The 12,519-nt window shown below is 54.2% G+C and carries 13 protein-coding genes; 7 read left to right on the top strand and 6 right to left on the bottom strand.

Annotation, left to right across the window (positions count from 1 at the left end; translation table 11 throughout):
- Positions 1 to 8 precede the first annotated feature (8 nt).
- Positions 9 to 1,985: a methyl-accepting chemotaxis protein gene (locus tag J5069_RS15255; RefSeq protein WP_264644682.1), complete on the bottom strand. Its 1,977-nt coding sequence runs from the start codon at positions 1,983 to 1,985 to the stop codon at positions 9 to 11.
- Between the two features lie 265 nt (positions 1,986 to 2,250).
- On the opposite strand from J5069_RS15255, the gene yjfP reads away from it, so the two are divergent.
- On the top strand, positions 2,251 to 3,030 hold the full coding sequence (yjfP, locus tag J5069_RS15260; RefSeq protein ID WP_264644683.1) for an esterase: 780 nt from the start codon (positions 2,251 to 2,253) through the stop codon (positions 3,028 to 3,030).
- Positions 3,031 to 3,043: 13 nt separating this feature from the next.
- On the opposite strand, the gene J5069_RS15265 is transcribed toward yjfP, so the two are convergent.
- Positions 3,044 to 4,519 (bottom strand): glycoside hydrolase family 32 protein, encoded by a 1,476-nt coding sequence (locus tag J5069_RS15265; RefSeq protein WP_413542237.1) that lies wholly within the window; start codon positions 4,517 to 4,519, stop codon positions 3,044 to 3,046.
- A 365-nt stretch (positions 4,520 to 4,884) separates the two neighbouring features.
- Here J5069_RS15265 and rpsF point away from each other — a divergent pair, with 365 nt between their 5' ends.
- From rpsF to J5069_RS15290, 5 genes are all read left to right on the top strand, one after another.
- Positions 4,885 to 5,277 (top strand): 30S ribosomal protein S6, encoded by a 393-nt coding sequence (gene rpsF, locus J5069_RS15270; RefSeq protein ID WP_195312177.1) that lies wholly within the window; start codon positions 4,885 to 4,887, stop codon positions 5,275 to 5,277.
- A 5-nt stretch (positions 5,278 to 5,282) separates the two neighbouring features.
- Positions 5,283 to 5,603, top strand: a complete 321-nt coding sequence (gene priB / locus J5069_RS15275) for a primosomal replication protein N (RefSeq protein ID WP_222158074.1) — start codon at positions 5,283 to 5,285, stop codon at positions 5,601 to 5,603.
- Between the two features lie 4 nt (positions 5,604 to 5,607).
- Positions 5,608 to 5,835 (top strand): 30S ribosomal protein S18, encoded by a 228-nt coding sequence (rpsR, locus tag J5069_RS15280; RefSeq protein ID WP_000135199.1) that lies wholly within the window; start codon positions 5,608 to 5,610, stop codon positions 5,833 to 5,835.
- 41 nt (positions 5,836 to 5,876) lie between these two features.
- A complete protein-coding gene (gene rplI / locus J5069_RS15285) occupies positions 5,877 to 6,326 on the top strand; it encodes a 50S ribosomal protein L9 (RefSeq protein WP_264644684.1) in 450 nt (149 codons plus the stop codon).
- Between the two features lie 146 nt (positions 6,327 to 6,472).
- On the top strand, positions 6,473 to 6,850 hold the full coding sequence (locus tag J5069_RS15290; RefSeq protein WP_264644685.1) for a DUF488 domain-containing protein: 378 nt from the start codon (positions 6,473 to 6,475) through the stop codon (positions 6,848 to 6,850).
- Positions 6,851 to 6,856: 6 nt separating this feature from the next.
- Here the strand turns inward: J5069_RS15290 and J5069_RS15295 are convergent, their stop codons facing one another.
- Positions 6,857 to 7,522, bottom strand: coding sequence for a LysM-like peptidoglycan-binding domain-containing protein (locus J5069_RS15295; protein WP_264644686.1), 666 nt, complete (start codon positions 7,520 to 7,522; stop codon positions 6,857 to 6,859).
- 322 nt (positions 7,523 to 7,844) lie between these two features.
- Here J5069_RS15295 and fklB point away from each other — a divergent pair, with 322 nt between their 5' ends.
- Positions 7,845 to 8,465, top strand: coding sequence for an FKBP-type peptidyl-prolyl cis-trans isomerase (gene fklB / locus J5069_RS15300; protein ID WP_264644687.1), 621 nt, complete (start codon positions 7,845 to 7,847; stop codon positions 8,463 to 8,465).
- Between the two features lie 216 nt (positions 8,466 to 8,681).
- On the opposite strand, the gene ytfE is transcribed toward fklB, so the two are convergent.
- The 3 genes from ytfE to J5069_RS15315 form a co-directional block, all read right to left on the bottom strand.
- Positions 8,682 to 9,347 (bottom strand): iron-sulfur cluster repair protein YtfE, encoded by a 666-nt coding sequence (ytfE, locus tag J5069_RS15305; RefSeq protein WP_264644688.1) that lies wholly within the window; start codon positions 9,345 to 9,347, stop codon positions 8,682 to 8,684.
- Between the two features lie 91 nt (positions 9,348 to 9,438).
- A complete protein-coding gene (locus J5069_RS15310; RefSeq protein WP_264644689.1) occupies positions 9,439 to 10,149 on the bottom strand; it encodes a hypothetical protein in 711 nt (236 codons plus the stop codon).
- Positions 10,150 to 10,468: 319 nt separating this feature from the next.
- Positions 10,469 to 12,418, bottom strand: coding sequence for a bifunctional 2',3'-cyclic-nucleotide 2'-phosphodiesterase/3'-nucleotidase (locus J5069_RS15315; protein WP_264644690.1), 1,950 nt, complete (start codon positions 12,416 to 12,418; stop codon positions 10,469 to 10,471).
- Positions 12,419 to 12,519: the final 101 nt, after the last annotated feature.

Below are 12,519 nucleotides of genomic sequence, written 5' to 3' on the forward strand. Positions count from 1 at the left end.
GCCTGCGGTTAGCGTAACTGCGTCAGCGAATGGGTGGCCTCGTTAATCTGAAACACGCTAACCAGTTCGGTAAGATGATGGCCTTTCTGGCGCAATCCTTGTGCGGTGTATTCCGAATTACTCACCAACTCAGTGCTTTTCTGCGTCGCCTGACCAATCTGCACCACGGCGATATTGACCTGTTCGATGCCGGTTGATTGCTCGCGTGAGGCGGTGTCAATTTCATTGATGATGGTGCTGAGCTGATGAATACGTTGCAGCAAATCGTCCATCGCCGACTGGGTTTTGGCGGAGATACGGTAGCCCGCTTCAATTTTTTCCAGCGATTCGTTAATCAGCGTTTCAATTTCCTTGACCGCGGTTGCGCTGCGCTGTGCCAGTGCGCGCACTTCGGCGGCAACCACGGCGAAACCTTTACCGTGTTCCCCGGCGCGAGCCGCTTCTACCGCCGCGTTCAGTGCCAGAATATTGGTCTGAAACGCGATGGACTCGATCACCGAGGTGATGTCGGAAATGCGTTGCGATGAATCCTTGATGTCGCTCATGGTCGAGACGCTGTCGCTCACGCGCTCGCTGCCGTGCTGTGCGGCGTTTGCGCTCTCTTCCGCCAACTGGCGCACGCTGGAAACGTTGTCCGCATTCTGCCTCACCGTCGCTGAAATTTGCTCCATGCTGGCAGAGGTTTCCTCCACGCTGCTGGCCTGGCGGCTGATCTGCTCGCTGATGTTTTCACTATCCTGCGCCAGCGCATCGGTACTGGCGCTGATCTCTTCTGCGGAGGCACGCACCTGTGCGACGATGCGCGTCAGTCCTTGTCCGATGCCGTTAATGGCACCGATCAAGCGGCCCACTTCATCATTGCGTTGCGTGGTCAGCGTGGCTTGCAGGTTCCCGGCAGAGAACTGTTCCGCCACTTTCACCACGTCTTCCAGCGGTCGGCTGAGCCATTGGCGCGTCAGTAACATAAAGAACACGGCGAATATCAGCGTCAATAAGGCACCGCCTGCCAGAAACAGATTGCGCGTGTGAGTGATGTTAGCCAGCAGGCTGCTTTTGCTCAGCGTACCGACGATCACCCATCCCCACTGCGGCACTGCCTGAAACACCATCACTTGTTCCTGTTCGTTCGGCGACACGCTGTTATCTCGGTACTCCAGCGTACCGTCATGGGCGCCCAGAATGCGGTTCAGTGTGCCTTCAGACCAATCAGGACGCTGGTTAGCGCGCGTTGCGTGGTAGAGGTAATTACCAAGTTCGTTGCCTTTTTTCGCATTAATCACGAAGAAATGGCCATCTTCACCGATGCGCTTTTCCAAAATGCGTTGCTGCATCAGCGTGAATTCACGGGTGATATCGATGCCGACAAACTGGATACCGATAATCTGGCCTGACGTATCCTTGATAGGGGTGTATTGGGTGATGTACTGCTTGCCGAACAGCGGAGCCAGTCCGCTATAGGTTCCACCCTTCATAATGCTGGCGTAGGCGGCACTTTCTCTGTCGAGTCGGGTGCCGATGGCGCGGGTGCCATCCTCTTTTTTCAATGAGGTTGTGGTGCGCACAAAGTCATCACCATCACGCACAAACAGCGTTGAAATGGCGCCGGTGCGGCTGAGAAAATCATCCACGATGGCAGTATTCGCGTTCAACTGTGTGTCACCCGCTTTCAGCGTGGGCTGTGAACCCTCGCCGAACGGCACCCGTTGTGTGGTATCAATGCTGTATTGGGTAGGGAGGAAGCTGGCGAACAGCGTACTGTAGTTGCCCACTTCCGCTTGTAACCCGGCATCGTACATAGTGATCATGTCTGTTACACCGGTCACCTGGCTTTGCATATCGTGCAGCGTCAGCGCTTTTAACTGATCGCCCGCAGAACGCGTCAGTGACAGTGTGAAAACCAAAAACAGCACGGCCACACTCAGCGAGGCGATCGCTGAGAGCTTGATGCCTAAACCCCAGTGTCGAAAAGAAGAAAATTGCAGCATGCTATGTCTCTTTTATTAGTGCAATCCGTGCTGGAAAATGACCCATGATGTTGTCAACCGCCGGACCGCCAAGCGCCAGCAGTTAACGCCAGTAACGGCAGAGTAAGTAAATAATTCATCTGATTTGTGTAACTTTACATTGCAGTCTTGGTTATAAATCATTGCGAATTTGTATTTAAAAAAAATTTATTTTTGGTGATAGGGTGTTAGGCAACCCGAGTTTATGCTTAACGATGTGCGGAAAGAAAAAAGAGAGAGAACCCACATGGTAGAAATTTCGCCAGATACGCTGAACGGGATTAATGTCTTGCATGCAACCCCTAGCGGTAAGCAGGAGTATCCGTTACCGACGATATTCTTTTTTCATGGCTATACCTCGTCCAAGGAAGTATACGCCTATTTTGGCTATGCGTTAGCACAAGTGGGGTTTCGTGTTATTTTGCCTGACGCGGCGATGCACGGTGCGCGTTATGATGGCGATGAGGCCCGCCGTTTACGCCATTTCTGGGATATTCTGCAGTTTAACGTGCAGGAATTGCCGGGGTTGGTGGATGCCGCGCGCCAACGCGGATGGATTGCGGATGAGAAAATCGGCGTCGCGGGCGCATCGCTCGGTGGCATGACCGCGTTGGCCAGCATGGCACGCTATCCGTGGATTTCAGCCGTCGCGGCGTTTATGGGGTCCGGGTATTTTTCTGCGCTGTCGCGCTCGCTTTTCCCTCCGGTTCCCGTTGGGAGTCCGGGGTCTGACGATCTGTTGCGCCAGTTGGCGCAAACGCTGGTCAATTATGATGTCACCGATCGGCTGTCTGCGTTGGCAAATCGCCCGTTATTGCTGTGGCATGGCGATGCGGATGATGTGGTGCCCGCCGCCGATAGCGCGCGCTTGTATGAGGCACTGAAAGCGGATAATCAGCATCATAACGTCACCTACCTGACTGAACGTGACGTGGGGCACCGTATCACTCCGGTGGCGCTGACGGCGGGCAGCCGCTTCTTTACCCGGCATTTTGCCTCCGTGCCGCTGCCTGACGTATCCCATTGATGCAGTTTGGTTATTATTCAGGGTAGATGGATGCCATCTGCCAGTGGTTGAAGGCCAGGCAGTACGCCTCTCCATTTTCGGCATAAAGCGCGATACCGCGCCCTTCTGTTGGCGGATAAATGCGGCTGGTGAGACAGGTTTCCCCTTGATTGACAAAGACTTCCACCGAGGAGCGGTCGATAAAAATCCGCAGATCAAGCGTGTCACCGTCGGGCAGTGCCACACTGCGATAGCCGCCGACGCCCAGCCCCGATTGACTGCGATCCAACACCAAACGACGAGACTGGGTATCGACATAAAACCGGGTGATGTAGCGCCGATCGTCGCTAATGGCAATCTCGATGCCGAAGCGCTCCGCCTGGCTTTTTTTAATGTCCCACGTCAGGTGAATTTCTGCCTGAAGTGCGCTGATCCCCAGCCTGCGCCGCTGGTTATTCAGGGAGAAGGCGGGCAGTGAGTGTGCTTCTCGGCGCAGTGCTTCCAGTTCCCGCACCGGCACCATTCTGACGCGCCCTTGCGCATCCAGCGTCAGTTCACGTGGTAACGTGAGGCATCCGGCCCAACCGTCGGCCTGGGTTGGCCTATCGGACTCCCACATATCCATCCAGCCGAACAGCAAGCGGCGTCCATCGGCAGCCACGAAAGATTGTGGCGCATAGAAATCGTGCCCGGCATCCAATTCCTGAAAATGCTGCTCAAGCGTAAAGGGATGGTCCGGTTGCCAGCGCCCTAGAAGATAGCCGCTCTGAAAGCGATTACGGTAGCGATAGCCTTCAGGCGTCATGCCCTGTGGTGAAAACATCAGCAGGTATTTGTCGCCCAGCGGGAAGAAATCCGGGCATTCCCACATATAGCCCAACCAGCGATCGGCTTTAGCCAACACCCCTTCCAGACGCCATTGGAATAGCGAGGTGCCGCTGTAGAGCAAGACCTGACCAACATCATTGGCATCACGTGCGCCGACCACCATAAACCAGCGGCCATGCTGCTTCCAGACCTTGGGATCGCGGAAATGCATGATGCCGTCGGGCGGGGTGGCAATCACGCCGTGTTTGGTGAAATGGAGGCCATCTTCGCTGGTGGCAATGCATTGTACCTGGCGGATCGCGCCGTCATTGCCGACACCCTGTAACCATACGTGGCCGGTATAGATGAGCGTAAGAAGGCCATTGTCATTCACGGCGCAGCCTGAAAAACACCCGTCCCTATCGAACGCATCGCCAGGTGCCAGCGCAATGGGTTGATGCTGCCAGTACACCAAATCGTGGCTGGTCATGTGCCCCCAATGCATTGGGCCCCCGTGTTCATCATAAGGATGGTGTTGATAAAACACATGATAGAGACCATCACAGTACGCCAGCCCGTTCGGATCGTTCATCCAGCCCGTGGGTGGGGCGAGATGGAAAGCCGGGTAAAAACGCGCTTTTCGCTGCTTTTCCAGCAGGCGCTGAGCCTTGCTGTCATCGTGAAGCATTTGGTTTTTTATCATGGCATGCACCTGTCATCGTTGCTGAACAACGGTTCCACTGGAGAGAGCCGCCCGGATTGGATGATAAAAATTGTTGACGTTAACACTGAGGCTGGCAAACGGTCGTATCGGGTAACTGGGAGATATATCACGATTACTGGCGATAACTCGTTAATAATACGTGATTTGTATTGATTTTTGTAAGTTTGGTTTCCTAAAAGCGGCGCAGAAGCCATGACGAAACGGCGAGAGAACGTCTTGCGCTTATTAACAGGGATAAGTATACTGACGCGTCATTTTTTCAGCCGCATACACACACGTTCCTTGCTTCCATGGGCCGCGGCTGACCCTGACAGGAGGCTGAAAAATCCGTAAGGAGCTATTCGATGCGTCATTACGAAATCGTATTTATGGTCCATCCTGACCAAAGCGAACAGGTTCCGGGCATGATCGAGCGCTACACTGGTGCTATCACTGGTGCAGAAGGCAAGATCCACCGTCTGGAAGACTGGGGCCGCCGTCAGCTGGCTTACCCGATCAACAAACTGCACAAGGCTCACTACGTTCTGCTGAACGTTGAAGCACCGCAGGAAGTGATCGATGAGCTGGAAACTAACTTCCGCTTCAACGATGCCGTTATCCGCAGCATGGTTATGCGTACCAAACACGCTGTAACTGAAGCGTCTCCAATGGTGAAAGCGAAAGACGAACGCCGTGAGCGTCGTGATGAATACGCTGAAGCCGGTGATGATGCTGAAGCTGGGGATTCTGAAGAGTAATTGCCGTGGCGACCGCTAATCGTCTGGAACTGTCTGGCATGATATGCAAGGCACCGGTACGAAAGGTCAGCCCGTCGGGCATTCCTCACTGCCAGTTTGTGCTTGAGCACCGCTCGGTACAGGAGGAAGCCGGACTCCGTCGGCAAGCGTGGTGTCGTATGCCCGTGATTGTCAGCGGACGTGAGTCGCAAGCAATTACCCACAGTATAACGGTCGGTATGCACATCAGGGTTCAAGGCTTTATTTGCAGCCATCAAGGTCGCAATGGGCTGAACAAACTGGTGTTACATGCCGAGCAGATTGAATTGATAGATTCTGGAGACTAGCCAAATGGCACGTTATTTCCGTCGTCGCAAGTTCTGCCGTTTCACCGCGGAAGGCGTTCAAGAGATCGACTATAAAGATATCGCAACGCTGAAAAACTACATCACTGAAAGTGGTAAAATTGTCCCGAGCCGTATCACCGGTACTCGTGCCAAATATCAGCGTCAACTGGCCCGTGCTATCAAGCGCGCGCGCTACCTGTCTTTGTTGCCGTACACTGATCGTCATCAGTAATCGGCCACAGTCCACTAACGAGACTTTGAGAGGATAAGGTAATGCAAGTTATTCTGCTTGATAAAGTAGCAAATCTGGGCAGCCTGGGTGATCAGGTAAACGTTAAAGCGGGCTATGCTCGTAACTTCCTGGTTCCGCAGGGCAAAGCTGTGCCGGCAACCAAGAAAAACGTTGAGTTCTTCGAAGCGCGTCGCGCAGAACTGGAAGCCAAACTGGCTGACGTTCTGGCTGCTGCTCAAGCGCGTGCTACGCAACTGACTGAACTGGGTACCGTTACCCTCGCGTCCAAAGCGGGCGACGAAGGCAAACTGTTCGGTTCTATCGGTACGCGTGACATCGCTGATGCTGTTACCGCTGCTGGCGTTGCTATCGCAAAAAGCGAAGTTCGCCTGCCAAACGGTGTACTGCGTACGCTGGGCGACCACGAAGTGAGCTTCCAGGTTCACAGCGATGTGTTCGCTACGCTGAACGTGCTGGTAGTTGCTGAATAAGCAATGCCACTGTGCCTTCGGGCGCTGAGCGTTATGCGTGAAACGCCGACCTTCGGGTCGGCGTTTTGCATTTTATGGATTATGGGTAAGCACAATAAAGGCATTTGGGCGTATGCTAACCCGGTTTATGACGGGAGGTTATCGCTATGTCCGCAGCCGTTGATGTGCCGCGTATTCATTTACAGCGAGTTTATGATGCGCAATTGCCCTTTGCACACCCCGCGTTTCTGGTGGATAGACTCTGGCCGCGCGGCGTTCGAAAAGAGCGCCTGGAAGGCGCGCAGTGGCTTAAAGAGGTTGCGCCCAGCACTGCACTGCGTCAGGCATTCCACGCAGCGCCAGACGGGTGGGACGCGTTTGTTGCGCACTATCGTGCCGAACTGGCGCAGCAAAGCAGTTGGCAGATGATTACGTCGGCGTTAGCCTGCTCGGGTGAAGTCACATTGCTCTATGCCAGCAAAGACCCGCAGCGCAATCATGCGCAGGTACTGCGGGATTTTCTGCTCGCGCAATGCAATGCCTGAAGGATCTTAACGCGTGCGGAGAAATACGCCGTCGGATTGGCGCGTGAAGTGCACCCGTTGGCCATCTGCCGTTTCAATCTCCAGTTCAGACACCATTCCCTGCGCATTGAGCCGCAGCTTGACCTGTTGCCCGGCACGCAGGTTGCTCAGCGGTTTGTCCCTTCCTTCCACCTGAGCCATCGCAAAGACATCATTGACGGGCAGGTTGTTGTCCCTGAACAGTTGCGCCAGCGTTTGCCCTGCGGCAATCGGATAGGTCTGCCAGGCCGGTGCGGCTGTTTCAACCGGCGCTGGCGTGCTATCAGCGAGGTTGGCGTGCATCGGCGCCGATTCATTCAGTGCGATGGGTGTGGCTGATGGCGGAGTGCGTGATGTTGGCGGCGAATAGGGCCACAGCAGCGCAATCAGCAGCAGTGCAAAGGCAATCAGAATCGCACGGCGGTGGAAGGCTGGCAGCGGATCCATCCAGTGGTAGCTGTCAGGGTGATGCCACAGGCTTCTCAATTTATCCCGCACGCGCTCACGCTGTGCTGACAGGATGAGAGAGGGCGCATTACGCTGTTTTTCGGCCCGAGCCAAAGGCAAACGCGGCAGAACGCGTAGAACGCTGCGAATCAGCGCTTGATAATCCCTTGCGGGGGCTACTCGTTTCCTGGGCGCGATTCTGCCCATGGTGACCTCTCTTGCAACGATAGCAACCTGTAAAGCTGCCCAGTATATAGGTAACGCGCCAACGAAAGTAATACAAGAGTCATAATCGCTAACGTGTTGATGCTTAAGGTAACAAATTTGAGAGAAAGTGGAACCCTTAGTATAGAATAGGGCGTGGTATTCGCTCGCCTTTCATACTGGCAGAGCCGGTTTTCTTCGCTGTGCGCCGACTTTCGCGCTAGCCGCGCGCCGCGGACAAGATAACGATCGCACAGAAGATTTTACCCTGCCGTCCAGCGCTGTTATGCTGCGTTTTCATTTTTTTACACAATGAGGAACATCCATGAGCACCCCTTCTTACGAGAGCGTTGAGGCGCAGGCCAGTTACGGTATTGGTTTGCAGGTTGGCCAACAGTTGCAAGAATCTGGCCTGGAAGGGCTAATCCCTGAAGCGTTGGTGGCCGGTCTGCGTGATGCACTGGCAGGCAATGCGCCCGCCGTGCCTGTGGATGTTGTACATCGTGCGCTGCGTGAAATTCATGAACGTGCTGATGCGGTGCGCCGTGAGCGCCAGCAAGCGTTGGCCGTTGAAGGACAACATTTCCTGGCTGACAATGCCGGTAAAGACGGCGTCAACCAGACGGAGTCTGGTTTGCAATTCCGCGTGCTGACTCAGGGTGAAGGGGCGATCCCTGCACGACAAGATCGCGTGCGTGTGCACTACACCGGCCGCCTGATCGATGGCAGCGTGTTCGACAGCTCCGTGCAGCGCGGGCAGCCGGCAGAGTTTCCAGTAAGCGGTGTTATTCCTGGCTGGATTGAAGCGCTGACGCTGATGCCGGTCGGTTCCAAATGGGAACTCTATATTCCGCACGATCTGGCCTATGGCGAACGTGGTGCTGGTGCATCCATTCCGCCGTTCAGCGCGCTGATTTTCGAAGTCGAGCTGCTGGAAATCCTCTAATGCAGGCGCAGGGGGCATTGAATGATGCTCCCTGCAAATGCTGATCAAGACAGTTCAAACGGGCGGATTCACTGCCAGGTGCGACATGATATCGCCGACGGCTTCACCCGGCGTTGATCAACGCCGGAGAGTGTAACGCTGGCAACAAAGACAATGACGCAGGGAACGCTGTGCAGCCTATTACCCGACCGCACAGTGTAATACCGCGATTCTGCGTTATTCGCCGCGCAGCGCCCGGGGGAACAGGATGTTGTTCTCCAGATGGATATGTTCCATCAGGTCGCTGATAAACACGTTGATACCGGCGTACAGCGCGCGCCAGGTGTTGCAGGCGTTTTCCGGCGGAGTCACGTTGTTGGTCAGGTTTTTCACCACTTCCAACTGTTGTCCCGCGTCATCATGCTCATGTTCCATCACCGAGATTGGGCCAGAGGCTTGTGCGCCCATACCCGCCTGAATCATCGGGAACAGAATGCGCTCTTCTTTCATCATGTGCTGCGACAGATCGTCAAGGATCAAGGTTAACTGCGCGGACAGTCCGCGCGGGCACGCCGATTTTTCATGGTGAACGCGCTCCACTTTTTCAGCCATCAGGATCAATTCCGGTAACTGCTCGCGGTGACGATCGTGATAACGCTGGATGATGTGGGGAATGATGTCGCCCAGCGGTGCTGAAGGCCAGTGGGTTTCTGTTGAAGGTTGCTCCGCCAGAGCGCTCAGGCGCGCTTCCAGTGCCTCAATGTCCAGCTCCAGCTTGTTGGCGGCACGCAGCAGCGTTTGCTTGCCGCCGCAGCAAAAATCGAGATTAAATTCACGGAAAAGTACAGTAGCGCGAGGAATGGCAATAGCCAATTCCCCCAGCGTACGATCGCGGTAATGCATGATAAGGCCCTCAGCGGTGAAAACATTAAGATGTATTTTAAATGCATCTTATGGCGATGGATATAACTAAAAAGAGGTACGGTGAGGGGGGTTACTGAGGTTTAAATTTAACCGGGTGATACCCAGACCAGAGCTGTCGCTTTTCCGGTTCCTTGGGTAGCGTTTTCCGCACAAAACTCCTGCCCGTATTGGTGAGCAAGCGGTTCAGATCAATAGGGGTATTGCCTTCGCTTTTGAACGCGCGGTCAAACTTTTTTTCTTTAATCGATTCTGGACTTAACGAGTCGACATAACCAGAAAACGCTTTTGTCTCCCGTTTGAAAGCATTGGCAATTTGTTGGCCCAAAGGGTTCGAACCATCTGCTGAGTAACAAGAAATGACTCTGATGTGCTGATAAAACGCCAGCGTTTCTGCTCGGTAATGATAGTCATACATGTACTTTAGGTCTGCACCATCAACCCTATCCGGTTTTCCCTCTAGTAACAGACTCATTTCTCCCTTGCCGTTGTCGTTAATGCGCCCATGGCCGAGGATGTTTAACCGTTTGGTACCTTTATACGTATCGTCGAACCAATAAATATGGCGTTCGTTTGGGTTGGTTTTTAAGTCACGAAAATCATGGCCCCAGCGGACATAGCGATCGTCCGACTTATCAGTGCTAAGCAGATTAACGTCCGAATCATGCACAATGGAGGCTAAGTTTTGCAAAAAAGACGGCGTAAGTGGTTCTTTGGGAAGCGATGATCGCGTTCCAGATGGCACGTTCATTAGCTGGAGGGGGGGGAATGGCGTAATCGGCATCGTAAATCAATGGTAATCACCTGATGTAAACATGTGTACATTTTGACAGGAGGGTAGTTAGTTAATCATCCATAAACAGATTGCTGGGCTACTGCGCCGTACTCCACGTGGTAATGGGCGAACTCTGCTACATCAATCCGATCGTTGACGCCGTCGATCGCATCAACATGATAGGAGAGAAGGCTGCTCCAATTAAGCAAGGATGAGAGGTAATGCTTTCTTTCTGTGGGAGCTCCTCCGCCTGTGCGGAGGATGCTGTGGGTAGAGTGACGTTGTCAGCAGGTTGAGAACGCCGCATTGAGCGGCGTTCTGTAGCCGATTACTGTTTTTGCAGGTCGAGGCGGTATAACGCAAAGCCCACGTCATCATGACCGAGGGATGTCATCGGGTATTGCGCTTTCTCTTTGATAAAGGCGGCTGCCTTCGCTGATGGCGCGGTTTCCACGCGGATATCCAGCGGCGTGTCACTGTTGATCGGCGCCAAACGCCAGTTGTTGTCCGCTTGAGGTTTCACCTCGCCCTGTTTTTGCGTTTCCGCGCTGATATAGGCAGCCAATACGGAACGGTTTTCATCCGGCGACGCGAAGGCCACGTACTTTTCTCCGGTTCCGGCAAATTTCTCGCCGTAGGCGCGGTAGTTATTGGTGGCAATCAGGAACGTCATCTTGGGATCGATAGGTTTGCCCTGATAGGTCAGATTAACGATCCGCTCGGCGTTGGGGTTCCGCGGCGCACACTCTCCGTCGTAACGGGCAGGCTGCGTCACATCGATCTGGTAGCTGACACCGTCAATCACATCAAAGTTATAGGTGCGGAAACCGTCCCAGTTGATCAGGGATTGCGGTGCCTTGCTGTGTACATCGATTTGATTGAATTGGCCCGCCGAGCACTCCAGCCACTCTTTCACCTGCTGTCCGTTCACTTTCACCACCACCAGCGTGTTGGGGTAGAGATAGAGATCGGCGGCGTTACGGAACGTCAGCTCACCCTTTTCCACTTCCACATAGCTGTTAGGATCGTTCTTTCTGCCGCCCGCTTTAAACGGTGCAGCGGCGGAAAGCACCGGGATATCCGCCAGATCGGGGTCGCCTTGAATAAAGTGCTGCACATAGGCGCGCTGCGCGTTATTGACGATCTGCACGGTGGGGTCATCCTGCACCAGTGACAGATAGCTGTACATGTTGTCAGCGGCTTTACCGATGGGTTTGCCGACAAAGGTGCGCGTTTGCTGATGCGCATCGGACAGCACGTTGACCAATTCTTTATCCGCGTCGGCACGCGATTGTTTTTGTGCCTTGTCGAAAATGGGGCGCGCTTGCGCTTTCCCCTGCGTCACCTGCCATTGGCCGCTGTCATTGTTAACCACCAAATCGACAATGCCCAGATGATCGCCCCATTGGCCGGGCATCACGGCGGGAACACCGTTCAAGGTGCCCTGCGCGATATCACTGCCGGGAATGGCGGCAAAATCTTTGCTGGGGAACACGGCGTGAGCATGGCCGAACAGAATGGCATTGATGCCCGGTATCTGGCTCAGGTAGTACACCGAGTTTTCCGCCATGGCCTTGTATGGCTCACCAGAAAGGCCGGAGTGGGGAATGACGACCACAATATCCGCCCCTTTCTGCCGCATTTCGGGCACCCACTTCTTCGCAGTTTCGGTAATGTCGGCTACGGTGACTTTGCCGCTCAGGTTGGCCTTATCCCACACCATGATCTGTGGCGGTACAAAACCGATATAGCCGATGCGTAACGTATGGGTCTTGCCATCGCGATCTTTTACCGGCGTGTCCTTGATCAGATAAGGCGTGAACAGCGGCTTGCCGGTTTTCGCGTCGAGCACGTTGGCGTTTACATACGGGAAAGCCGCACCGGACAGCGCTTTATGCAGATAATCCAGACCGTAGTTGAATTCATGGTTGCCGATGTTACCGACCGCATAGTCGAGACGGTTCATGGCGAGATAAACCGGATGCACCTCGCCCTGTTGCAGCCCCTTGGCCGCCATGTAATCGCCCAGCGGGCTGCCCTGGATCAGGTCGCCGTTATCCACCAGAACGCTGTTGGTGGCCTCCTGACGCGCACCGTGAATCAAACTGGCGGTGCGTACCAGACCGAATTTATCGGTGGGAGTATCTTTGTAATAATCGAAATCCATCATATTGCTGTGCAGATCGGTGGTTTCCAAAATACGCAGATCGACGGTGGCAGCGTGCAGTGAGGTGGTAACGAACAAGGCCACTAAACCTGGCGCGAGCGCGTGCTTCATATTGCCTGACTCCTTCATGTTGGCGTTGCACTTGGATTTGATACTCGTAAAGTATCCTACCAAAGGAAGTAAATTGGCATAGAATCATGACAGGTCAGTGG

The organism is Candidatus Symbiopectobacterium sp. NZEC127 (assembly GCF_025962675.1).
Taxonomy (GTDB): Bacteria; Pseudomonadota; Gammaproteobacteria; order Enterobacterales; family Enterobacteriaceae; genus Symbiopectobacterium.